This window comes from Streptomyces cylindrosporus (assembly GCF_022698165.1).
Lineage (GTDB): Bacteria > Actinomycetota > Actinomycetes > Streptomycetales > Streptomycetaceae > Streptomyces > Streptomyces cylindrosporus.
Genome location: NZ_JALDAY010000012.1, coordinates 343,052 through 364,336, shown reverse-complemented (window position 1 = coordinate 364,336; position 21,285 = coordinate 343,052). Strand labels below are relative to the sequence as shown.

Below are 21,285 nucleotides of genomic sequence, written 5' to 3'. Positions count from 1 at the left end.
GCGGGCGAGGTCTCCGGCAACGGTCACTGGGTCACTCCGTACAGGGCGAGGAGGTTCTTCATCCGCTCCTCGGCCAGCTTCGGGTCCGGGAACAGGCCCAGTCCGTCGGCGAGTTCGTAGGCGCGGGCGAAGTGCGGGAGGGAGCGGGCCGACTGGAGGCCGCCGACCATGGTGAAGTGCGACTGGTGGCCCGCGAGCCAGGCGAGGAACACGACGCCTGTCTTGTAGAAGCGGGTCGGGGTCTGGAAGAGGTGGCGGGACAACTCGACTGTGGGGTCGAGGAGTTCACGGAAGCCGACAGCGTTCCCTGTGTCGAGGACCCGTACCGCCTCTGCCGCCAGCGGGCCCAGCGGGTCGAAGATGCCGAGCAGGGCGTGGCTGAAGCCCTGCTCGTCGCCCGCGATCAGCTCGGGGTAGTTGAAGTCGTCGCCGGTGTAGCAGCGCACGCCCTGCGGGAGGCGGCGGCGCAGGTCGATCTCGCGCTGGGCGTCGAGGAGGGAGACCTTGATGCCGTCGACCTTGTCGGGGTGGGCGGCGATGACCTCCAGGAAGGTGTCGGTGGCCGCGTCCAGGTCGGACGAGCCCCAGTAGCCCTCCAGCGCCGGGTCGAACATCGGGCCCAGCCAGTGCAGGATCACCGGCTCGGCGGCCTGGCGCAGCAGATGGCCGTAGACCTCCAGGTAGTCCTCGGGGCCGGAGGCCGCGGCAGCCAGCGCGCGGGAGGCCATGAGGATGGCCTGCGCACCCGCTTCCTCGACCACCGCGAGCTGCTCCTCGTACGCCGCCCGGACCTCCGCCAAGGACCCGGCCGTGAGCTGGTCGGTGCCGACGCCGCAGGCGATCAGGCCGCCGACCGCCTTGGCCTCGGCGGCACTTCGCCGGATCAGCTCGGCCGCGCCCGCCCAGTCCAGGCCCATCCCGCGCTGGGCGGTGTCCATCGCCTCCGCGACGCCGAGCCCGTGGGACCACAGGTGGCGGCGGAAGGCGAGGGTGGCGTCCCAGTCGACGGCGGCGGGCGAGTCGGGCGACACGTCCGCGAAGGGGTCCGCGACGACATGCGCCGCCGAGAAGACCGTACGAGAGGTGAAGGGGGTGCCGGGAGTGACGGCGAGGGGTTCGGGGCGGGGCTCGTACGTCCGCAACGCGCCTGTGGAGTCCGGGAGTTGGATGGTCACAGCTGGATCTCCGGTACGTCGACGCGGACGCCCTCCGCCGAGGACTTCAGGCCCAGTTCGGCGAGCTGGACGCCGCGGGCGCCGGCCAGGAGGTCCCAGTGGTAGGGGGCGTCGGCGTAGACGTGCCGCAGGAACAGCTCCCACTGGGCCTTGAAGCCGTTGTCGAAGTCGGCGTTGTCGGGCACTTCCTGCCACTGGTCGCGGAAGGAGTAGGTGGCCGGGATGTCGGGGTTCCAGACCGGCTTGGGTGTCGACGAGCGGTGCTGGACACGGCAGTTGCGGAGACCGGCGACGGCCGAGCCTTCCGTGCCGTCGACCTGGAACTCCACGAGCTCGTCGCGGTTGACGCGCACCGCCCAGCTGGAGTTGATCTGGGCGATCGCGCCGCCGTCGAGCTCGAAGATGCCGTAGGCGGCGTCGTCGGCGGTGGCGTCGTAGGGCTTGCCGTTCTCGTCCCAGCGCTGCGGGATGTGGGTGGTGGCGATGGCCTGGACGGACTTCACCCGGCCGAACAGCTCGTGCAGCACGTACTCCCAGTGCGGGAACATGTCGACGACGATGCCGCCGCCGTCCTCGGCGCGGTAGTTCCACGAGGGGCGCTGGGCGGTCTGCCAGTCGCCCTCGAAGACCCAGTAGCCGAACTCGCCGCGGACGGACAGGATCCGGCCGAAGAAGCCGCCGTCGATCAGGCGCTTGAGCTTGAGCAGGCCGGGGAGGAAGAGCTTGTCCTGGACGACGCCGTGCTTGATGCCGGCGGCGTTCGCCAGGCGCGCCAGCTCAAGGGCGCCCTCCAGGCCGGTGGCCGTGGGCTTCTCGGTGTAGATGTGCTTGCCCGCGGCGATCGCCTTCTTGATCGCCTCCTCGCGGGCCGAGGTCACCTGGGCGTCGAAGTAGATGTCGACGGTCGGGTCGGCGAGGACCGCGTCGACGTCGGTCGAGATGTTCTCCGCAGCCAGGCCGTGCTGTTCGGCGAGCGCCTTCAGGGCGTGCTCGCGGCGGCCGACCAGGATCGGCTCGGGCCACAGCACGGTGCCGTCGCCGAGGTCGAGGCCGCCCTGTTCACGGATGGCCAGGATGGAGCGGACCAGGTGCTGGCGGTAGCCCATGCGCCCGGTCACGCCGTTCATGGCGATACGCACCGTCTTGCGTGTCACTTGCTTTCCCTTCGTTCGCCCTAGCCACCCATGCAGCAAGCGCTTTCTATCCAAGAAGAAGCTAGCCTCTGAGCGGTGGTCTGTACAAGGCTGTGACGGGGTCGAGTTGTTCGAGGGGGCGAACAATGGGGGGCTGGGGCCGTATGGTCTGCTCCTTGGGACGCCTCCGCAAGGATGCCCCGCCCAAGACGAAGCGATGCGCGACCGGAGGACGACGAGATGACGGTGACCCTGGCGGACGTGGCGGCCCGCGCGCAGGTCTCGCCCGCGACGGTGTCGCGCGTGCTGAACGGGAACTATCCCGTGGCGGCCTCCACCCGTGAGCGGGTGCTGAAAGCGGTCGACGAGCTGGACTACGTACTGAACGGCCCGGCGAGCGCGCTCGCGGCGGCCACCTCGGACCTCGTCGGGATCCTGGTGAACGACATCGCCGACCCCTTCTTCGGGATCATGGCGAGCGCGATCCAGGCGGAGATCGGGGGGCCCGGGGGCCGGGCGGGTGGCGAACGGCTCGCGGTGGTGTGCAACACGGGCGGTTCGCCGGAGCGCGAGCTGACGTATCTGACCCTGTTGCAGCGGCAGCGGGCGGCGGCCGTCGTACTGACCGGTGGGGCCGTGGAGAACGAGCCGCACGCGGCGGCCGTCGCGTCGAAGCTGCGGAAGCTGACGGAGGCCGGGACGCGGGTGGTGCTGTGCGGGCGGCCGCCGGCCCCGGACACCGGTGCGATCGCGCTGACCTTCGACAACCGCGGGGGCGGGCAGCGGCTGACCGAGCACCTGATCGGGCTCGGGCACCGGCGGCTCGGCTACATCGCGGGCCCGGAGGAGCGGACGACGACCCGACACCGGCTGGAGGGGCACCGCGCGGCCCTCGCCGCGGCCGGGATCGAGGAGGACCCGCGGTGGACGGTGTGGGGCCGCTACGACCGGCAGGCCGGTTACGAGGCGACGCTGGAGCTGCTCCGCCGGGACCCGTCCCTCACGGCCGTGGTGGCGGCGAACGACTCCGTGGCGCTGGGTGCTTGCGCGGCGCTGCGGGAGTCGGGGCTGCGGATCCCGGCGGACGTCTCGGTCGCCGGGTTCGACGACCTGCCGTTCAGCGTGGACGCGGTGCCGGCGCTCACGACGGTACGGCTGCCGCTGGCGGAGGCGGGGGCACGGGCCGGGCGGATCGCGATGGGGCGGGAGGAGCCGCCGCCCGGGGGGATCGCCACGGTTCGGGGGGAGTTGATGGTGCGGGGGTCTTCGGGGGTGCCTCGGGGCTAGGACGTTCCTGTCGTCGGCTGATGGTGGGCGCCGATGAGTTTCGGTGTGCCGGGCGGTCCAAGTCGGCGCATCCGAACAGAGGGAGAAGCTGATGGGTATGACGCGCCTGCAACCGACGACTCACGTCGCCCGGCGTATGTTCGAGCTCCTGGAGCCGGTCTGCCTGGTCACTTTCATGGCCGAGGAGTGCAACGAGGAAATGGCCGCCCTCGGCCACCGCACCTACTGGGACGGCTACTTCGCCAGCCGGGCCGCACCGCTGGGACGGGTGCCGGCCGAGGTCGTGCACGCGGCCTTCTACAACTTCGCCGAGGGGGAAGCCGCACGGCACATCCCCAGCGCGTGGGAGACGATCCCGCCCGAGGCCTCCCTCGCCGCCCGGGAGCGGGGCAGCGCGGCCTCCCTGCGGCGCATCCTCGGCGCCGAACTGGCCGGCTCCCCGGGCCTGGTGCGCGCCGCGGACCTGACCACCAAGGCCGCGACCAGCGCGCCCACCGAGGGCCGGGTGATGTACGCCGGCATGCGCACCCTGCCCGTGCCGGCCGACCCGGTCGCCCGGCTGTGGCACTCCGCGACCATGCTGCGTGAGCACCGCGGTGACGGGCACATCGCCGCTCTCGTCGGCGCCCGCATCGGCGGCACGGAGGCTCACGTGCTCTCCGCCCTGGACCAGGGCATCCACCCCGCGGAGTCGTTCGGACGCATCCATCACCTGCCGAAGAAGCGCCTGGCCGCGGTCATGGACGGCCTGCGCGAACGCGGACTCGTCGACGCCGACGGCCACTTCACCGACGCCGGCCGCGCGACCAAGCAACGCATCGAGACCCTCACCGACGAACTCGCCGTCGCGCCCTACGAGGCCCTGTCCCCCGCCGAGCTCGACGAACTGATCACCGAGCTGGAACCCATCACCGCGGCGCTGGTGGCCACGGGTTCGCAGTGACGCGCAGCCCTCTTCACGCGCTCTCGGCCGCTTTCCTCGCCGCCCGCTCCACCCGCTCCCGGTGCTCGGCCCACCAATCCGCGTCCCCGGATGGCAGGTTGTCGCCCGGGCCGCGCAGCCCCGCCGCCCCGTCGACGAGTTCGCGCACGATGTCGGCCTGGCCGGTGTGGCGGTGGGTCTCGCCGATCATGTGGACCAGGATGCGGTGGAGGGTGAGTTCGGGGTACGGCGGCCAGGGGACGCGGCCGACCGCGTCCAGCGGCAGCGCGGCGATCGTCTCGTCCGAGTGGGCCCATGAGCGCCGGTACTCGCCGACGATGTGCTCGCGCGTCTCGTCGGGGGTGGCCCACAGGTCGGCGTTGGGTTCGGCGGCACCCGTGACCCACAGCGGCGGGCCTCCGTCGAAGGGCCGCCCGAAGGTCTCGCCGAAGTAGACCGCCTCCGCCCCGGTGAGGTGCTTGACCAGGCCGAGGAGATTGGTACCGGTCGGCGTCATGGGCCGCCGGACGTCGTACTCCGAAAGCCCGTCGAGCTTCTGGAGCAGGCAGTCCCGGGCGTCCTGGAGGTAGCGGCGCAGGTCCGCTGCGGCGTCGAGGTCGGTCATCGGGTCAGTGTGGGGGACGGGTGATCGTCGGCGCACCGGGTTTTCTCCGCACCGAATGAAGGCTGGCGCCCAGGGCGTGGGCGTCCTACAGTCGACCCATCGATATCTCTGACTGAGTCAACTATCCGGGGGTCGATGACCATGACTGTCCAGGACGTCCGCGCCTTCAACCGTTTCTATACGAACGTCATCGGCGCCCTCGACTACAGCCGCCACCTGTACGCCCCGTACACCCTCACCGAGTCCCGCGTCCTGTACGAACTCGCGCACTCCCCCCGTACGGACGCGGCCGATCTGCGCAGCGAACTCTCCCTGGACGCCGGTTACTTGAGCCGCATCCTGAACAAGTTCGAGAAGGACGGCCTGATCGAGCGCACCCCCTCCCGCCGCGACCCGCGCCGCATCCGCATCACGCTCACCGCCCACGGCCGCGAAACCGCCGCCCTGCTCGCCGAGCGGGCCAACGAGTCCGTCGGCGCGCTGCTCGCCACCGTCCCCTCCGCCGAGCGCTCCCGCCTGACCGAGGCGATGTCGACGGTGCGCGAGCTGCTGTCCGACGGGCGCCCGCCGCGCCGCGAGGACGTGCTGCTGCGCGAGCCCGGCCCCGGTGACCTGGGGTGGATCGTGTCCCGCAACGCCGCGCTGTACGCCGCAGAGTACGGCTGGAACGCCGACTACGAGGGGCTCGTCGCCCGGATCGTCGCCGACTTCGCCGAGGACCACGACCCGCATCTGGAGCGGGTGTGGATCGCCGAGCTGGACGGCCGGCCGGTGGGGAGCGTGATGTGCGTACGGGACGACGCTCCCGCCACCGCGCGGCTGCGGCTGCTGCTGGCCGAGCCGGAGGCGCGCGGGCTCGGCATCGGCGACCGGCTGGTGCGGGCGGTCATCGACTTCGCCCGTGACGTCGGCTACCGCGACCTGGTCCTGTGGACCAACGACGTCCTCAGCTCCGCCCGCCGCATCTACCAGCGCCACGGTTTCGTCCTGGTCGCCGAGAAGCCCCACCGCTCCTTCGGGAAGGACCTGAACGGCCAGGACTGGCGACTGGACCTGCACGGGGCACCCGAGTGACAGTAGGGGTCATGAGACTGGCGTTCTCCACCCTCGGCGTCCCCGGCCTGCCCATCCCGGACGTGATCCGGCTCGCGGCCACCCACGGCTACCACGGCGTCGAGCTGCGCGCACACCCGGAGGAACCGGTCCACCCCGGCATCGGCCTCACCGAACGGGCCGACGTGGCCGCCGAGTTCAAGGCCGGCGGCATCGAGGTGCTGGGCCTCGCCGGGTACGCCCGGGTGGCCGCGCCCGGCGACGACGGCCCGGTGATCGACGAGATGCGCGAGCTGCTCGACCTCGCCCGCGACCTCGGCGCCCCCTACATCCGGGTCTTCCCGGGCGGCGGCCACGAGCAGAGCCGCGAGCGTGCCGACGCGACGGCCGCGCGGCGGCTGGGCACGGCCGCGGAGTACGCCGCCGACCTCGGCGTACGCATCCTCCTCGAAACCCACGACTCGCATCGCACCGGCGCGGACGCTATCCGTGTCCTCGGGCGGGTCGGGCACCGGCACGTCGGTGCGCTGTGGGACGTCATGCACACGTGGCTCGGCGGCGAGCAGCCGGCGGAGAGCTTCGCCGCGCTGTCGCCATACCTGGGGTACGTCCAGGTCAAGGACATCGCGTCGGCGGAGGACACGACGCCGTTGGGTCTCGGGGCGGGGGTGCTGCCGCTCACCGACGTGGTGGACGTGCTCTCGCGGCACGGGTGGGACGGGTGGCTGTGCTGGGAGTACGAGAAGCGGTGGTACGAGGAGGCTGCGCCGCTTGCGGATCAACTGGCCGCCGGGAGGGAGCATTTGGGGCGGTTGCTGAATGACTGTGCGTAGGCCTGTCGGGTAGTTGGTCGTCTGCGGCGGCGTGGGGGCTGGTCGCGCAGTTCCCCGCGCCCCTGAAGGGGCGCGGCCATCAGCGTCACTAAATGAGTCGCCCGGCGATTGGTGCGCCTTATAGCGTCCCCGGCATGTCTGTGCTGCTCCCTCTGCCCTCATGAGTCTCAGCCGTACGTTTCTCGACGTTCGGCCGCTGCGCAGCTCGCCGGTCTTTCGGCGGTTGCTCGTGGGGCGGACCGTGTCGGTGCTGGGTGGGTTCATGACCATGGTGACGGTCATGTACCAGGTCTGGGACATGACCCGCAGTACGGCGTGGACCGGGGCCGTGGGGCTGGCGCAGGCCCTGCCGTTGGTGGTGTTCGGGCTGTTCGCGGGGGCCTGGGTGGACCGGGCCGACCGGCGAAGGGTCTTTCTGGCGGCCACGGTCGGGCAGGCGGTCTGTTCCGTGCTGCTGGCCGTGCAGGGGTTCACCGGGCACGTCCCGGTGGGCGCCGTACTCGGCCTCGTGGCCGTCCAGTCCGCCTTCGGCGCGCTCGGCGCCCCCGCGGCCGGTGTCTTCGTGCCGCGGCTGCTGCCCAAGGACCAGGTCGGCGCGGGCCTCGCCCTCAACCATGTCGCCGCCCAGGCGATGATGTTCCTCGGCCCGGCGCTGGCGGGCGTCCTGCTCGCCCGCTACGGCATCGGCGTCTGCTACCTGCTGGACGCCGCGAGCTTCGGTCTCGCCTTCTACGGCGCCTTCGGCCTGCCCGCGCTGCCGCCGCAGGGCGAGCCGTCGCGGGCAGGCCTGCGCGGCGTCCTTGACGGCCTGCGCTTCCTGGCCGGCCACCGGGTGGTGCGCGGCGCGCTGATCACGGACCTGGCCGCGACGGTCCTCTCCTTCCCGGTCAGCCTCTACCCCCTGGTCAACGCGGAACGCTTCGGCGACGACCCGCGCACCCTGGGCCTGTTCCTGTCCGCGATGGCCCTCGGCGGCATCACGGCCACGGCCCTGTCCGGCCCGCTGACCCGCCTCGCCCGCCCCGGTCTGGTCATGCTCTGCGGCGCGGGTACGTGGGGTGCCGCGCTCGTCCTCTTCGGCCTCGCCACCAACCCCTGGAGCGGCCTGGCCCTGCTGGTGCTGGCAGGGGCCGCCGACGCCACGTCCGTCGTCTCCCGCTCCACGATCGTCCAGACCCGCACCCCGGACGCCCTGCTCGGCCGGGTCACCGCGGCCGAGGCGATCGTCGGGCAGGCGGGCCCCAGCCTCGGCAACGTCCGCGGCGGCCTCCTGGCCGGCTGGACCTCGGGCACGACCGCGCTGATCTCGGGCGGCCTGATGTGCCTGCTCGCGGTCGCGGCCGTGAGCGTCACGACTCCCGAACTGCGGGGCGGGGCAGGTCGGTTGGACGGACCGTGAACTCGGCGGCCGGGTCCAGGCACCACTCCAGTACGGACGGCCAGGAGCCGTAACCCGCGTTCAGGTCGAGGTGGCCTGCGCCCGGGAGGAGGTCGGTGGGGATGCCGAGCGGATCGCCGTAGACGACGCGCGCGCCCTCCGGGCAGTACGGGTCGTCGTCGCCGGCGACCAGCCGGGTGGGCGCGGGGAGGGTGAAGTCGAGGGCGGGCGGGGTGAATTCGACGACCTCGGGGTGCGGGGCCAGGACGGACGCGGACGGCGGTCCGACCAGCAGCACCCGGTCCACGGCCCCCGCCCCCACCATCCCGCGCGCGACGGCGTGCAGCCACAGCAGGGCGGAGGCGCTGTGGGCGACCACGACCCGCTCAGGGCCGCGCAGTTCGCCCAGGTACCGGTCGAGTTCGCCGAGCCAGCCCTCCAGGCTGGGGTCGTCGGGGTCGGGCAGCTGCGGGTAGAGGACGTGGTGGCCGAGTTCCGTGAGCCGGTCGGCGAGCCAGTGCTGCCAGTGGTCCTTGGGCCGGTGGTTCTGCCACCCGTGGAGGATGAGGAAGGTCATGACGCCGATCGTTCCGGCCCCCTGACCTCACGTCCAGTTAATCTTTTACGGTGGAACAGGTAAGCGAACCCTTCACTGTCGACCTACGCCGCCTGACCGTCCTGCGCGAGCTGGAGCGCCGCGGCAGTCTGGCCCGCACCGCCGAGGCCCTGCACCTGACCCCCTCCGCGGTCTCCCAGCAGATCGCCGCGCTGGCCCGCGAGACGGGCGTACCGCTGACGGAGAAGGACGGCCGGGGCGTACGGCTCACCGGTCAGGCCCGCGTACTGCTGGCCCACGCCGAGCTCATCGCGGCCCAACTGGAGCGGGCCCGCGCGGACTTGGCGGCGTACGGGCAGAGCGGGCGCGGCTCGGTGACGATCGGCTGCTTCTCCAGCGGCATCCTGGGGTTGTTGCCGGGCGTGCTGCGGGGGCTGGCCGAGCGGCTCCCGAAGGTGCGGGTGGACGTGCTGGAGGCGGAACCCCCGGACCTCTTCACCGCGCTCGACGCCGGTCAGGTGGACGTGGCGGTGGCGGTGGACTTCGCCGCGGCGCCGCCGCACACGGACGGGCGGTACGAGCGGGTCGACCTGTTCACGGACGTACTGGACCTGGTGGTACCGGCCGGCCACCGGCTGGTGGGCCAAGGGCCGGTGGCGCTGCGGGAGTTGGCGCGGGACACGTGGATCGTGGGGGCGGCGGAGAGCTGTTGCGGCGCGGTGGCGCGGTCGGTGTGCGCGGCGGCGGGGTTCACACCGGACGTACGGCACGCGGTGAACGACTGGGCGGCGTTGGCCGCGCTGGTGGAGGCGGGGGTGGGGGTGGCTCTCGTGCCGCGGCTGGTACGGGAGTTGTACGCGGGGCGGCGGGTGGCTGTGGTGCCGTTGGAAGGTTCACCGCCGTCTCGTAACGTCTTCGCGGCGGTGCGGGCGGGGGCGGAGGGGGACGCGGTGCTGGCGGCGGTACGGGATCAGCTGACGACCCGGGCCCAGACCGACTTCCCGAACTCCCGCTCCCGGACGCCCCATTCCTCGCACAACGCGGCCACGAGGAGCAGGCCGCGGCCGGAGGTTGCGTCGGGGGCGTAGCCCCTCAGGACGGGGTGGCGGGGTGATCCGTCGAAGACCTCGACCTCGATGGTCTTACGGCCGTCGTGGGTGAGGGCGACGGTGAAGGTGCGGGCGGGGCGGCAGCCGTGGCGGACGGCGTTGGTGGCGAGCTCAGTGAGGACCAGGGCGACGGTGTCGGAGACGTCGTCGGGTACGCACCAGGAGGCCAGCACGAGTTGGGCACCGAGCCGGGCCTCGGGGATGTTCTCGACGACCGGCATGAAGGAGCGGCGCCAGGTGTGGAGGTGACTTTCCGTGTTCACGTTACGACTGTCGGTCCTGGTGGCTAACTTCGATAGAGATCGCGCCTCGACGATCGGGTACGGCGAGTGACGTTGGGGGTGCGTTGAATGGGGTTGAGGTGCGTTGAGGGGGTCGTACGCGATGGGGCAACCGAAGAAGAAGGCGGCGTCGCCTGCGGCGCAGTACTTCGCGGAGGTGCTGCGGTTGCTGCGCACGGCGAAGGGGCGTTCCCAGAACGAGTTGGGTGACGTGATGGGCTACTCGGGGGCGGCGGTGAGCGCGGTGGAGACGTGCGCGAAACCGGCGACGGACGAGTTCATCGAGGCTGCGGAGAAGGCGCTGGGGGCCGGGGGGCTTGTTTTGGCCGCCGCGAAGTATCTGCGGCTGGAGAGGTACCCGGAGCACTTTCAGGGGTTCGTGCAGTTGGAGCAAGAGGCGTTGAGCGTGTCCTCGTACTGTCCGCAGGTCATTCACGGACTGCTGCAGACCAAGGAGTACGCCCACGCGCTGCTGAGCTGCGCCTTCCCTCCGCTTGAGGACGACGAAGTCGAGCAACTCGTCTCGGCACGAATGGAGCGCAGGGCGCTGCTGGACAGGAGGCCGATCTGCGTCATCAACATCGTCATCGAGGAAGCCGCACTCCGGTGCCGGGTCGGCGGCCCCGAGGTCATGCGGGCCCAGTACGAGTACCTCCTCGCCTGCGCCCAGCGGCCCAACGTTGTGCTCCAGGTGATGCCTTCGAGCACGACAGGGCACGCTGGACTGCAAGGGCCCCTGACGGTGCTCGAGACCCCGGAACTGACCACCCTCGTCTACATGGAGGGCAACGGCCACAGCATGCTCGTATCCCAGCCGGACGAGGTCGGAGTCCTCGCCCGTCGCTATGCGATGATCAGTCGACAGGCCCTCCGCCCGGAGGAATCCATCGCCCTGATCGAGCAGTTGGCAGGTGAGCTATGACTGAACTGGCGTGGTTCAAGAGCAGCTACAGCGACAGCTCCGGCGGCGAATGCCTGGAAGTCGCCCTCTCCTGGCGCCGAAGCAGCCACAGCGACAACACCGGCGGCGATTGCGTCGAGGTCGCAACCCCCTCCGCCCCCTCCCCCGCCATCCACATCCGCGACTCCAAGACCCCAGCCGCCCCCCACCTCACCATCTCCCCCACCACCTGGTCAGCCTTCCTCGCCGACCTCCACGAGTGACCGGCGCCGCGCAACGAACCGTTCCACCCGCTCCTCCAACCGCCCCCGGCACTCAGGCCACTCCTCCGCCGTAACGGAGAAGATCGCCGAGTCACGCAACCGCCCGTCCTCCCCCGGCGCCCAAGACCGCGACCACTTCCTCAGCACGCCCTCGAAGCGCGCGCCGACGCTCTGGATCGCCGCGCGGGAACGTTCGTTGCGGGCGTCGGTCTTGAGGTCGACCCTCGACACGCCCCACACCTCGAAGGCGTGCCGGAAGAGGAGCAGCTTGGCCTCGGCGTTGATACCCGTGCCCTGAGCCGTCGCCCCGAGCCAGGTGAAGCCCACCTCGACGGCGTCCAACCGATCCTCGGCCAGCCAACACCGCGGCTCCCAGTACGACGTCGCCCCCACGGCCCGCCCCGTCGCGTTGGACACCTGGGCGTACGGCAGCAGGCGACCCGTCGCGGCGCGGGCGAGCTGCGCGTCGACGTACTCGCCGACCTCATCCGCTCTCGGCACCCACGTGAACGCGTACGTGCCCCGGTTCTCCTCCGCGGCGACCGCGAGGTCGGCCTCGTGCCGGTGCGTCAGGGGTTCGAGTCGCACCAACCGGCCCTGTAGCAGCGGTGCTTCGCATCTGAAGGTCACGGCTGGAGTCTGCCCGTACCACCCTGCTCCGTCGAACGGATTTCAAGAGGCCCTCGCGCCTAGACTGGGTGGGCAGATGAGCAGGGGGAACTGGGGGACGAGGTGGCCGTGGCCGACCGTATGCGTCTGGTGCTGTCCAGCGGGGACGAGCTGGATGTCGAGGAACTCGATTCGCTCACCGGGCAGTTGAGGAAGAGGCTGCTCGAACTCGACGTGGATGACGTGAAGGTGGAGCGGTCGGACGCGGCACCGCCGCCCGGTGCCAAGCCCGGTGAGCTCATCACCGTCGGCGCACTCGCCGTGACCCTCGCTCCCGCCGTCTTCCGGCCTGCTCTGCGGGTGGTGGAGGCATGGCTGCGGAACCGTCCCGTTCGCACGGTGAAGGTCGAGGTCGACGGCCGCATCCTCGAACTCGGCCAGGCCTCCCCGGAGGAGCAACGGCTCCTGGTCGAGGCCTTCCTGGAGGGCATCCGGGACGAGTCCGCGGTACAGCCGTCCACCGACCCGGAGTGACGGGAGCGGGCCGCACATGACCGACTTCGCCTTCGGCCCGGGCCGCAGGGACGCCCTGCTGATCGCGACCGGCGCGTACGACGACCGGACCCTGAGCACCCTGCGCTCGCCCGGTCAGGACTGCGCGAGCCTCGCCGGTGTGCTCGCCGATCCCGGGATCGGCGGCTTCCGTACCGAGCAGTTGAAGGACGCGCAGGCCCACCAGGTCATGCGTGCCGTCGAACGCTTCTTCATGGACCGCAGCCGTGACGATCTGCTCCTCCTGCACATCTCCTGCCACGGCATCAAGGACGACGACGGGCACCTGTACTTCGCCGCCCGCGACACGGACCGGGACCTGCCCGCGTCCACGGCGGTGCCGGCGGCGTTCCTGCGCGAACGTATGGAACGGTGCCGGGCGCGCACCGTCGTCGTCCTGCTGGACTGCTGCTACAGCGGGGCGTTCCTGCCGGGCGCGAAGGGCGACGACCAGGTCCACGTACGCGACGAACTCGGGGGACACGGGCGGGCGGTACTGACCGCGACCAACCGGATCGAGTACGCCTGGGAAGGCGAACACATCGAGCTCAAAGGGCCGCAACCGTCACCTTTCACAGGCGTGCTGGTCGAGGGTCTACGCACGGGAGCGGCGGACCTGGACGGAGACGGCCGGATCACCGTGACCGAATTGTACGAGTACGTGTACGAGACACTGCACCGCGCCGGGGTGAGGCAACGGCCACAGATGTGGGTCGACCTGGAGTATCAGGTCACAGTGGCCCAGGCAGTCGGGGCACCGGAGCCTGTCGAACCAGAGGCACCGCTCACCCAGCCGACGGTGTCGCCTCGCGGACAGAAGGGTCGGGACGTCTTCGTCCGGCTCGAGCTCACGCTTGTGGAGACCACGCGCGGCGCGGTCAAAGGCGTCGCCGTGGAAAGACGCATCCTGTGCTCGACATGCCACGGCTTGGGCGGGCGCACGGTGGAGGAGTGCGGCTCCTGCCACGGAAGCGGCAGCGGACGGGGCAACCTCGGGCAGCATCCACCCAATTGCTTAGCCTGCGACGGCACCGGATGGGGTCTCGGCCCTCCTTGCTCGGAATGTGCGGGCAACGGCTGGCTGGACACGGTCTCCACCCTGACTGTCGAGATCCCGGCCGGCGTCGAGAGCGGGACACACATCCAACTGGCCGACGAAGGCGACGACAGCGCCGACGGCGGCCCACCGGGCGACCTGTACATCGACGTGGTGGAACTCCCGCACCCCGTATACCAACGCGTCGGTGACGACCTCCACCGCAGCCTGACGATTCCCGCGGTCACGGCGAGGGCCGGCGGAACGGTCGAGTTGAAGACCCTGGATGGCCGCAGAACCCTTCGTATCGCCCCGGGCACGCACGAGGGCCAGACTCTCCTACTCCCTGGCTTCGGCGCCCCGCGCTCCGGAGCGTTCGGCCGCGGGGACATCGTGGTGCACGTGGCAATCCGAGACTAACCCCGAAGCCCCGCCCGCAACTCCCCGAACACCTCGTGAAACCCCGGAAACGTCTTCCGCACGCACCCCGGGTCGTCGAACGAAATACCCGGCACCCGCAACCCCGCCACCGCGAACGCCATCACGACCCGATGATCCCCGTACGACTTGATCTCCGCCCCGCCCGGCGCCCGTACTCCCGGCCGGATCTCGATCCAGTCCGGGCCGGTCGCGACCTCCACGCCCAGCCGCCGCAGGTTCTCCGCGCACGCCTCCAACCGGTCGCACTCCTTGACCCGCGTGTTCGCCACGTCCTCGATCCGCACCGGGCCGTCCGCGAACGGCGCGATCGCCGCCAGCGTCGGCATCGTGTCCGAGATGTCCCGCATGTTGACCGTCAGGCCGTGCAGGGCGCCCGTCCCCCGTACCGTCGTCGCATCCGCGCCCACCGTCACGTCCGCGCCCATCCTCCGCAGTACGTCCACGAAGCCCAGGTCGCCCTGAAGCGCCCCGGCCCCCAGCCCCGGCACCGTCACCTCCGCCCCCGGCGTCACCGCCGCCGCAGCGAAGAAGTAGCTCGCGGTGGAGGCGTCCGGCTCGATGGAGTAGACAGTCGCCCGGTAGCCGCCGGGCCGGACCACGAACACATCCCCCTCCCGCTCCACCTCCACCCCGAACGCCCGCATCATCGCCATCGTGATCTCCACGTACGGGACGGACACCAGGTCCGTGACCCGGATCCGCAGCCCCTTCCGCGTCAGCGGGCCCAGCAGCAGCAACGCCGTCAGGTACTGCGAGGACTGGCCCGCGTCCAGGACCACCTCCCCGCCCTCCACCCCGGCCGCCCGGACCGTGAGGGGGTGGTGGCCCTCCGCCTCCTCGTGCCGCAGGTCCACGCCCAGGTCGCGCAGGGCCCGGGTCAGGGGCAGCAGCGGCCGCCTCCGCATCTGCGGCGACGCGTCGAAGCGGTACGTGCCCCGGCCCGTCGCCGCCAGCGTCGGCAGGAAACGGGCCGTCGTCGCGCCGTCCCGGCAGTACACGTCCGCCTCCGGGAGCGCCGGGCCCGCCGGGCGGCCGTCCACCTGCCACGCGTCCGGCGTGCGGCCGACGCGGTAGCCGAGCCGTACCAGGCCCTCGGCGAAGCCCTCCGTGTCGTCCGAACGCAGCGGGCGGACGAGGGTGGTGACACCGTCGGCCGCGGCGGCCAGGAAGAGGGCGCGGGCGGTGATGGACTTGGAACCGGGGATGGCTACTACGGGCATGCCTTCATGATCGGGCGGGCGCGGGCCGCGATGCCGTCGCGTCCACGGGATGGACCACTCCCGGTCGCCTGCGCGTCACCGACGCCAGCGCCACCCCGCCCACCAGCAGCGCCGCCGCGCACCACCGCAGCGGGCTCACCGACTCGCCCAGGAACAGCGCCGCCGACGACATCCCGAACACCGGGACCAGGAGCGAGAAGGGCGCGACCGTGGATGCCGGGTGGCGGCGCAGCAGCCAGCCCCATGCCCCGAAGCCGAAGACGGTCGTGACCCAAGCGACGTAGACGACCGTGCCGGCGCCCTGCCAGTCCAGGGCGTGCAGAGCCTCGTAGTCGCGGGTCGGGCCCTCCAGCAGCAGTGACAGGCAGAGGAGAGGCACGACCGGGATCGTGCTCACCCAGACCATGAAGTTCAGGGCGTCCGGTGGGGACGCCTTGCGGGTCAGGACGTTCGAGACTCCCCAGCAGGCCGCCGCCGCGATGACGAGCGCGAAGGCGCCGAGGGGGCCCGATGCGCCCTCGTCCAGCGCCGCCACGCCAATGCCCGCCAGGGCCACCGCCATGCCCAACAGCCGGACGCGGGAGGGGCGTTCGCCCAGGACCACGAAGGCCACGCCCGCCGTGAACACCGCCTGGATCTGCAGGACGAGGGAGGACAGGCCGGCCGGCATTCCCTGGTCCATGCCGACGAAGAGGAGGCCGAACTTCGCCACGCCCAGCACCAGGCCCACGGCCACCACCCACCTCCACGCCACCTTCGGGCGGCCCACGAAGAAGACCGCGGGGAGGGCCGCCGTGAAGAAGCGGAGGGCCGAGAAGAGGAGGGGCGGGAAGTGGTCGAGGCCTATCTCGATGACGGTGAAGTTCACGCCCCAGACGGCGGCCACCAGGACGGCGAGGGCGAGGTGTGCGGGTTTCATGCGTCGAGCATCACTTCCCACGACCGTGAAGCACCAGCGATGATTGCTGCATGGTCGGATGAAGCAACGCTAAGCATTGGAGTTCCCTCGTGCTCGATCTCCAGCGGCTGCGCGCCCTGCACGCCGTCTCCGTCCACGGCACCGTCGGAGCTGCCGCCGCCGCGCTCGGGTACACGCCCTCCGCCGTGTCGCAGCAGATCGCCAAGCTGGAGCGGGAGACGCGGACCGTGTTGCTGGAGCGGGAGGGGCGGGGGGTGCGGCTCACCCCGGAGGCCCATCAACTCGTCGACACCGCCAAGGAGTTGCTGGCCATCGTCGAGCGGGCCGAGGTGGAGATGGAGGAGCGGCGGGGCATGCCCTCGGGGCGGCTGACCGTCGCCGCGTTCGCGTCCGCCGCGCGCGGGCTGATGCCCGCAGTGCTCGCCGATCTGGCCGTACGGCATCCGGCCCTCGACGCGCGGCTCACCGAGGTCGACCCGCATCTGTCCGTGGACCTGGTCGCCAAGGGGGCCGTCGACCTGGCCGTCGTCCACGACTGGGACGTCGCTCCGCTGTCCGTGCCGGCCGGTGTCGAGCAGGCGAAGATCGGCGACGACCACAGCACCCTGCTCGTGCCCGTCGGGCACGCCTTCGCCGGGCGGGAGTCGGTGCGGCGGGAGGAGCTGGGCGGGCAGCGGTGGGTGTGCCAGCCGCCGGGGCGGGTCTGCCACGACTGGCTGGTGCGGACCATGCGTGCCGCCGGGCACGAACCGGAGATCGTGCATCAGGCCGACGAGAACCCGACGCTCGTGGCGCTGGTCGCGGGCGGGCTCGGCGTGTGCCTGGTGCCGCGGCTCGGGCGGGGGCCGCTGCCGGACGGGGTCGTCGAGGTGCGGCTCGACCCGACCCCCGTACGGCGGCTGTACGCCCTGTGGCGCAAAGGAGCCGCCCGTCGTCCGGCAATCGCAGAGAGCGTACGCACCTTGCAGGAGCAGTGGCCGAAGATCGGGGCACAGGCGTCCCGTTGACCCCTCCGGCACCGACTTCCGGGATTCACCGGGAACGCGGGAACCCTCCCCCCGTACGGTTCGTCCAACCCGCAAGCTGCCGGATGAGTCTCCGCCGTGCGGTGTCGGCCCTCGCTGCTGGCTGCGATCGCTGACCTACCCTCTCCGCCGTACTGCGGCCGGCAGCACAGCCGCCATCGGCGCGCCCCCCTCCAACAGCGCCGATGGCGGCCCCTCTCCGGCCACGCCGGTGCGTGCGCACTCCCTTGACTGGCAGAAACTTCCCGGATATTGCTTCCCCGACGGAAGTTTCCTTCAGTGGATCAGTCAGGATCACTCCGGATCACTCCGGAAGGAGCGCACGTGCCCACCAGACGTACCGTCCTCGCCGCCGGCGCAGGCGTCACCGCGGCCCTGGCACTCGGCACCCCCGCCTACGCCGACACCCCCGACGACAAGAAGCTCCGCTCGCTCATCTCCCGGATGACCCTGGAGGAGAAGGTCGGCCAGCTCTTCGTCATGCGGGTGTACGGCGACTCCGCCACCGACCCCGCCCAGGCCGACGTCGACGCCAATCTGAAGGAGATCGGCGTCCGCACGGCGGCCGAGCTGATCGCGAAGTACCGCGTGGGCGGCATCATCTACTTCACCTGGGCGCACAACACCGAGAACCCGCACCAGATCGCCGACCTGTCCAATGGCGTTCAGCGCGCCTCGCTCACGCAGCCTCGCGGGCTGCCGCTGCTCGTCACCACCGACCAGGAGCACGGCATAGTGTGCCGCGTCGGCAAGCCCGCCACCCTCTTCCCGGGCGCCATGGCGATGGGCGCCGGCGGCTCCCGCGCGGACGCCCGCACCCTCGGCCGTATCTCGGGCGCCGAGCTGCGCGCGATCGGCATCAACCAGGACTACTCCCCCGACGCGGACGTGAACATCAACCCCGCCAACCCGGTCATCGGCGTCCGCTCCTTCGGCGCCGACCCGGACGCGGTGGCGGGCCTGGTCGCCGCGGAGGTCCAGGGGTACCAGCGGTCCTCCGTCGCCGCCACCGCCAAGCACTTCCCGGGGCACGGCGACACGGCCGTCGACAGCCACTACGGCTTCCCGGTCATCACCCACACCCGCGAGGTCTGGGAGAAGCTGGACGCGGTCCCCTTCCGGGCCGCGATCAAGGCCGGCATCGGCTCGATCATGACCGCGCACATCCAGTTCCCGGCCCTGGACGACTCCGGCGACCCGGCCACCCTCTCCCAGCCGATCCTCACCGGCATCCTGCGGGGCGAACTCGGCTACGACGGGGTCGTGGTGACCGACTCCCTGGGCATGGAGGGCGTGCGGACCAAGTACGGCGACGACCGGGTGCCCGTGCTCGCCCTCAAGGCCGGTGTCGACCAGCTCCTCAACCCGCCCGACCTCGCGACCGCCTGGAACGCCGTCCTGAAGGCCGTACAGGAAGGGGAGTTGACCGAGGCGCGGCTGGACGAGTCGATCCTGCGGATCCTGCGGCTGAAGGCGCGGCTCGGGCTCTTCGAGAAGCCGTACGTCAGCCGGGCTGGCGTCGACCGGGTGGTCGGCACGGACGCGCACCTCGCCGCCGCCGACCGGATAGCCGAGCGGACCACGACCCTGCTGGTCAACAAGGGCGGGCTGCTGCCGCTGTCGCGGCGGACGCGGAAGAAGGTGCTCGTCGTGGGCGCCGATCCGGCCTCCCCGTCCGGCACGACCGGGCCGCCCACCGGCGTCCTCGCGACCGCCCTCACCGAACTCGGCTTCACGGCGACGGCCCTGTCCACGGGGACGGCCCCCTCCGCGGCCGCCATCGCGAAAGCCGTCGCGGCGGCCCAGGAGGCGGACGCGGTCGTCATCGCCACCTACAACGTCACCGCGGGCAGCTCTCAGAAGACGCTCGCCGAGCAGTTGGTGGCGACCGGGAAGCCGGTCGTCGCGGTCGCCGTCCGCAACCCGTACGACGTGGCCCAACTCCCTTCCGTCCCGGCCTGCTTGGCGTCATACTCCTGGACCGACGTCGAGCTGCGCGCGGCCGCCCGCGTCATCGCCGGGAAGGTGGCCCCACGCGGGAAGCTGCCGGTGCCGGTGCAGCGGGCCGACGACCCGGCCCAGGTGCTGTACCCCATCGGTTACGGGCTGTCGTACTAGAGGTGACGTAGGGGTCGTACGCCGCGCAACGGGCGTACGACCCCCAAAGTGCTCAAAGCATCCCGCGCGTCTGGCGTGCGCCCGCTGTGGCGGGTCACGCTGGATGCGGGTCATCTGGGGAGGTGCCCGGGGGGATTACGATGCGTGAGAGATGTTCCGCGGGGGTGGTCTGCGCACTGCTGATGCTGGTCGCCGCCCTGCTGACCGGCTGCCAGGCCTTCTCGTCGGCCGCCGAGAAGGACGACACGCCCACGTCGACACCGCGGGCGGCCTCGACGCGTCCCTCGGGCTACGGGGCGGTGTTCCTCGCGGTCGACGAGTGCAGTTCGTTCGGTACGACGAGCTTCACCGAGGTGCCGTGCACCAGCGAGCGGGCCGCGGCGCGGGTGGTGGCCCGGTTCGACGGGACCGTCGGGTCGGGGCCGTTGTGCCCGGCGACCACGGACTTCGTGCTGCACATCAGCCAGCAGAGCCCCGGCTCCGACGAGGACGGCGACGGGGCGGTGCCGCAGGGCTATGCGTGCATGCGGAACCTGGAGCCGCCGCATCCCGGGGATCCGGGCGGCGGGGGCGGTCCGCGCACCATCGTCGGGGACTGCGTCTACGGGTCCGGGAGCGGGCAGGTCCGGGAGACCGCGTGCGACGGGAGCGGGAAGCGGAAGCCGCAGTACGAGGTGGTGAAGGCCGTCGGGAAGCGGGCCGACTGCCCGGCTGCCACCGCGTTGTACGTGCACCTGGAGGGTCCGCGGGCCGTGGGCTGCGCCCGGCGGGTGTGAACGCTGGATGACGGGATGACCGAAGTGGCGTGAGCGCGCCCTAAGGTGGGCCGATGCGTGCGGACATCGGGCTCAAGGAGGTTGCGGAGCGGGCGGGCGTGTCCATGCGGACCGTGTCCAACGTGGTGCGGGACACCGGACGTTTCTCCGAGGCCACCCGTGAGCGCGTGCTGCGTGCCGTCGAGGAGCTGGGCTACCGGCCCAACACCGCCGCGCGGCGGCTGCGCACCGGCCGCAGCGGGGTGCTGCTGCTGGCCGTGCCCGAGCTGTCGATGCCGTACTTCGCCGAACTCGCCGGGCATGTGCTGCGGGAGGCCGCGGCGCAGGGGTGCACGCTGCTCGTGGAGGCGACCGGGGGGCATCCGGAGGCCGAGCTGGAGATCGCCCTGGGGCGTACGGATCCGCTGGTGGACGGGGTGATCCTCAGCCCGCTCGCGCTGGACGACCGGGCCGCGGCGCAGGTGGGGGTGCCGCTGGTGCTGCTCGGGGAGCGGGTGCACGAGCTGCCGTGCCCGCACATCACCATCGACAACACGGGCGCGGCGCGGGAGGCGACCGCGCATCTGCTGGCGCGGGGGCGGCGGCGGGTCGCCGTCATCGGGCGGCAGACCGTGCCGCACGCGGCGACCTCGGCGACGCGGCTCGCCGGGTACCGGCAGGCGCTGGAGGCGGCCGGGCTGCGGTACGAGGAGGCGCTCGCGCCCGCCGTGGCCGCGTACGGCCGGGCCGACGGGGCGGCGGCGATGCGGGCGCTGCTGGAGCTGGCCGAGCCGCCGGACGCGGTGTTCTGTTTCGCCGACGCGATGGCGGAGGGGGCGCTGGCCGTCGTACGGGAGCGGGGGTTGGGCATTCCCGGGGACGTCGCCGTGGTCGGGTTCGACGACGTCGAGGCCTCCCGCTACACCGCGCCGCCGCTGACGACCGTCGCGCCGGACAAGGGGGCGCTGGCGCGGTTGGCGGTGGGGGCGCTGGTGCGGCGGATAGGGGGTGCCGAGGCGAAGGAGCCGTCCGTGCTGCTCGCGGGCCATCGGCTGGTCGTACGGGAGAGCGGCTGACTTCGCGTCCCGGTGGTG

General features: G+C 71.7%; 22 protein-coding genes. 14 read left to right on the top strand and 8 right to left on the bottom strand.

Annotation, left to right across the window (positions count from 1 at the left end; all coding sequences use genetic code 11):
- Window positions 1–23: 23 nt before the first annotated feature.
- Entirely contained in the window at window positions 24–1,175 is a 1,152-nt protein-coding gene (locus MQP27_RS36700) for a dihydrodipicolinate synthase family protein (RefSeq protein WP_242773395.1), read from the bottom strand.
- Window positions 1,172–2,329, bottom strand: a complete 1,158-nt coding sequence (locus MQP27_RS36695) for a Gfo/Idh/MocA family protein (protein WP_242773394.1) — start codon at window positions 2,327–2,329, stop codon at window positions 1,172–1,174. The genes MQP27_RS36700 and MQP27_RS36695 overlap by 4 nt, the downstream gene beginning before the upstream one ends.
- Window positions 2,330–2,548: 219 nt before the next feature.
- On the opposite strand from MQP27_RS36695, the gene MQP27_RS36690 reads away from it, so the two are divergent.
- A complete protein-coding gene (locus MQP27_RS36690) occupies window positions 2,549–3,595 on the top strand; it encodes a LacI family DNA-binding transcriptional regulator (RefSeq protein WP_242773393.1) in 1,047 nt (348 codons plus the stop codon).
- A gap of 91 nt (window positions 3,596–3,686) precedes the next feature.
- Window positions 3,687–4,538, top strand: coding sequence for an SCO6745 family protein (locus MQP27_RS36685; protein WP_242773390.1), 852 nt, complete (start codon window positions 3,687–3,689; stop codon window positions 4,536–4,538).
- A 13-nt stretch (window positions 4,539–4,551) separates the two neighbouring features.
- Here the strand turns inward: MQP27_RS36685 and MQP27_RS36680 are convergent, their stop codons facing one another.
- Window positions 4,552–5,142, bottom strand: a complete 591-nt coding sequence (locus MQP27_RS36680) for a DinB family protein (RefSeq protein ID WP_242773387.1) — start codon at window positions 5,140–5,142, stop codon at window positions 4,552–4,554.
- Window positions 5,143–5,283: 141 nt separating this feature from the next.
- On the opposite strand from MQP27_RS36680, the gene MQP27_RS36675 reads away from it, so the two are divergent.
- The 3 genes from MQP27_RS36675 to MQP27_RS36665 all read left to right on the top strand — a co-directional run bounded on the left by MQP27_RS36675 (window position 5,284) and on the right by MQP27_RS36665 (window position 8,427).
- Window positions 5,284–6,216 (top strand): bifunctional helix-turn-helix transcriptional regulator/GNAT family N-acetyltransferase, encoded by a 933-nt coding sequence (locus MQP27_RS36675; RefSeq protein ID WP_242773490.1) that lies wholly within the window; start codon window positions 5,284–5,286, stop codon window positions 6,214–6,216.
- 11 nt (window positions 6,217–6,227) lie between these two features.
- Complete coding sequence (locus tag MQP27_RS36670) at window positions 6,228–7,028, top strand: sugar phosphate isomerase/epimerase family protein (RefSeq protein ID WP_242773384.1); 801 nt, start codon at window positions 6,228–6,230, stop codon at window positions 7,026–7,028.
- A gap of 160 nt (window positions 7,029–7,188) precedes the next feature.
- Window positions 7,189–8,427 carry an MFS transporter gene (locus tag MQP27_RS36665; RefSeq protein WP_242773381.1) on the top strand — a complete coding sequence of 413 codons (1,239 nt, stop codon included), beginning with the start codon at window positions 7,189–7,191 and terminating at the stop codon, window positions 8,425–8,427.
- Here MQP27_RS36665 and MQP27_RS36660 read toward each other — a convergent pair.
- Window positions 8,378–8,983, bottom strand: a complete 606-nt coding sequence (locus MQP27_RS36660; RefSeq protein WP_242773379.1) for an RBBP9/YdeN family alpha/beta hydrolase — start codon at window positions 8,981–8,983, stop codon at window positions 8,378–8,380. The genes MQP27_RS36665 and MQP27_RS36660 overlap by 50 nt on opposite strands.
- A 50-nt stretch (window positions 8,984–9,033) precedes the next feature.
- Between MQP27_RS36660 and MQP27_RS36655 the strand changes: the two genes are divergently transcribed.
- Entirely contained in the window at window positions 9,034–10,050 is a 1,017-nt protein-coding gene (locus MQP27_RS36655) for a LysR family transcriptional regulator (protein ID WP_242773377.1), read from the top strand.
- On the opposite strand, the gene MQP27_RS36650 is transcribed toward MQP27_RS36655, so the two are convergent.
- Window positions 9,933–10,334, bottom strand: coding sequence for an ATP-binding protein (locus tag MQP27_RS36650; RefSeq protein WP_242773375.1), 402 nt, complete (start codon window positions 10,332–10,334; stop codon window positions 9,933–9,935). The genes MQP27_RS36655 and MQP27_RS36650 overlap by 118 nt on opposite strands.
- Before the next feature lie 121 nt (window positions 10,335–10,455).
- Between MQP27_RS36650 and MQP27_RS36645 the strand changes: the two genes are divergently transcribed.
- Complete coding sequence (locus MQP27_RS36645; RefSeq protein ID WP_242773373.1) at window positions 10,456–11,274, top strand: helix-turn-helix domain-containing protein; 819 nt, start codon at window positions 10,456–10,458, stop codon at window positions 11,272–11,274.
- Window positions 11,271–11,516, top strand: a complete 246-nt coding sequence (locus MQP27_RS36640) for a DUF397 domain-containing protein (RefSeq protein WP_242773370.1) — start codon at window positions 11,271–11,273, stop codon at window positions 11,514–11,516. Before MQP27_RS36645 ends, MQP27_RS36640 begins: the two co-directional genes overlap by 4 nt.
- Here the strand turns inward: MQP27_RS36640 and MQP27_RS36635 are convergent.
- Entirely contained in the window at window positions 11,487–12,146 is a 660-nt protein-coding gene (locus MQP27_RS36635; protein WP_242773367.1) for a GNAT family N-acetyltransferase, read from the bottom strand. The genes MQP27_RS36640 and MQP27_RS36635 overlap by 30 nt on opposite strands.
- 108 nt (window positions 12,147–12,254) lie before the next feature.
- Between MQP27_RS36635 and MQP27_RS36630 the strand changes: the two genes are divergently transcribed.
- Both MQP27_RS36630 and MQP27_RS36625 read left to right on the top strand, forming a co-directional pair.
- A complete protein-coding gene (locus tag MQP27_RS36630; RefSeq protein ID WP_242773364.1) occupies window positions 12,255–12,659 on the top strand; it encodes a hypothetical protein in 405 nt (134 codons plus the stop codon).
- A 16-nt stretch (window positions 12,660–12,675) separates the two neighbouring features.
- Complete coding sequence (locus tag MQP27_RS36625) at window positions 12,676–14,133, top strand: caspase, EACC1-associated type (RefSeq protein WP_242773359.1); 1,458 nt, start codon at window positions 12,676–12,678, stop codon at window positions 14,131–14,133.
- Here MQP27_RS36625 and aroA read toward each other — a convergent pair.
- Entirely contained in the window at window positions 14,130–15,374 is a 1,245-nt protein-coding gene (aroA, locus tag MQP27_RS36620; RefSeq protein WP_242773357.1) for a 3-phosphoshikimate 1-carboxyvinyltransferase, read from the bottom strand. The two genes, MQP27_RS36625 and aroA, sit on opposite strands and share 4 nt — an antisense overlap.
- Window positions 15,375–15,378: 4 nt before the next feature.
- Complete coding sequence (locus MQP27_RS36615; protein ID WP_242773356.1) at window positions 15,379–16,293, bottom strand: EamA family transporter; 915 nt, start codon at window positions 16,291–16,293, stop codon at window positions 15,379–15,381.
- 89 nt (window positions 16,294–16,382) lie between these two features.
- On the opposite strand from MQP27_RS36615, the gene MQP27_RS36610 reads away from it, so the two are divergent.
- The 4 genes from MQP27_RS36610 (at window position 16,383) to MQP27_RS36595 (ending at window position 21,267) form a co-directional block, all read left to right on the top strand.
- Window positions 16,383–17,300, top strand: coding sequence for a LysR family transcriptional regulator (locus MQP27_RS36610; protein ID WP_242773355.1), 918 nt, complete (start codon window positions 16,383–16,385; stop codon window positions 17,298–17,300).
- A 342-nt stretch (window positions 17,301–17,642) separates the two neighbouring features.
- Window positions 17,643–19,436 carry a glycoside hydrolase family 3 protein gene (locus MQP27_RS36605; RefSeq protein ID WP_242773354.1) on the top strand — a complete coding sequence of 598 codons (1,794 nt, stop codon included), beginning with the start codon at window positions 17,643–17,645 and terminating at the stop codon, window positions 19,434–19,436.
- A 140-nt stretch (window positions 19,437–19,576) separates the two neighbouring features.
- On the top strand, window positions 19,577–20,212 hold the full coding sequence (locus MQP27_RS36600) for a hypothetical protein (RefSeq protein ID WP_242773353.1): 636 nt from the start codon (window positions 19,577–19,579) through the stop codon (window positions 20,210–20,212).
- Between the two features lie 53 nt (window positions 20,213–20,265).
- The gene (locus tag MQP27_RS36595) at window positions 20,266–21,267 is read left to right on the top strand and encodes a LacI family DNA-binding transcriptional regulator (RefSeq protein ID WP_242773350.1); all 1,002 of its coding nucleotides are present in this window, start codon (window positions 20,266–20,268) and stop codon (window positions 21,265–21,267) included.
- Window positions 21,268–21,285: the final 18 nt, after the last annotated feature.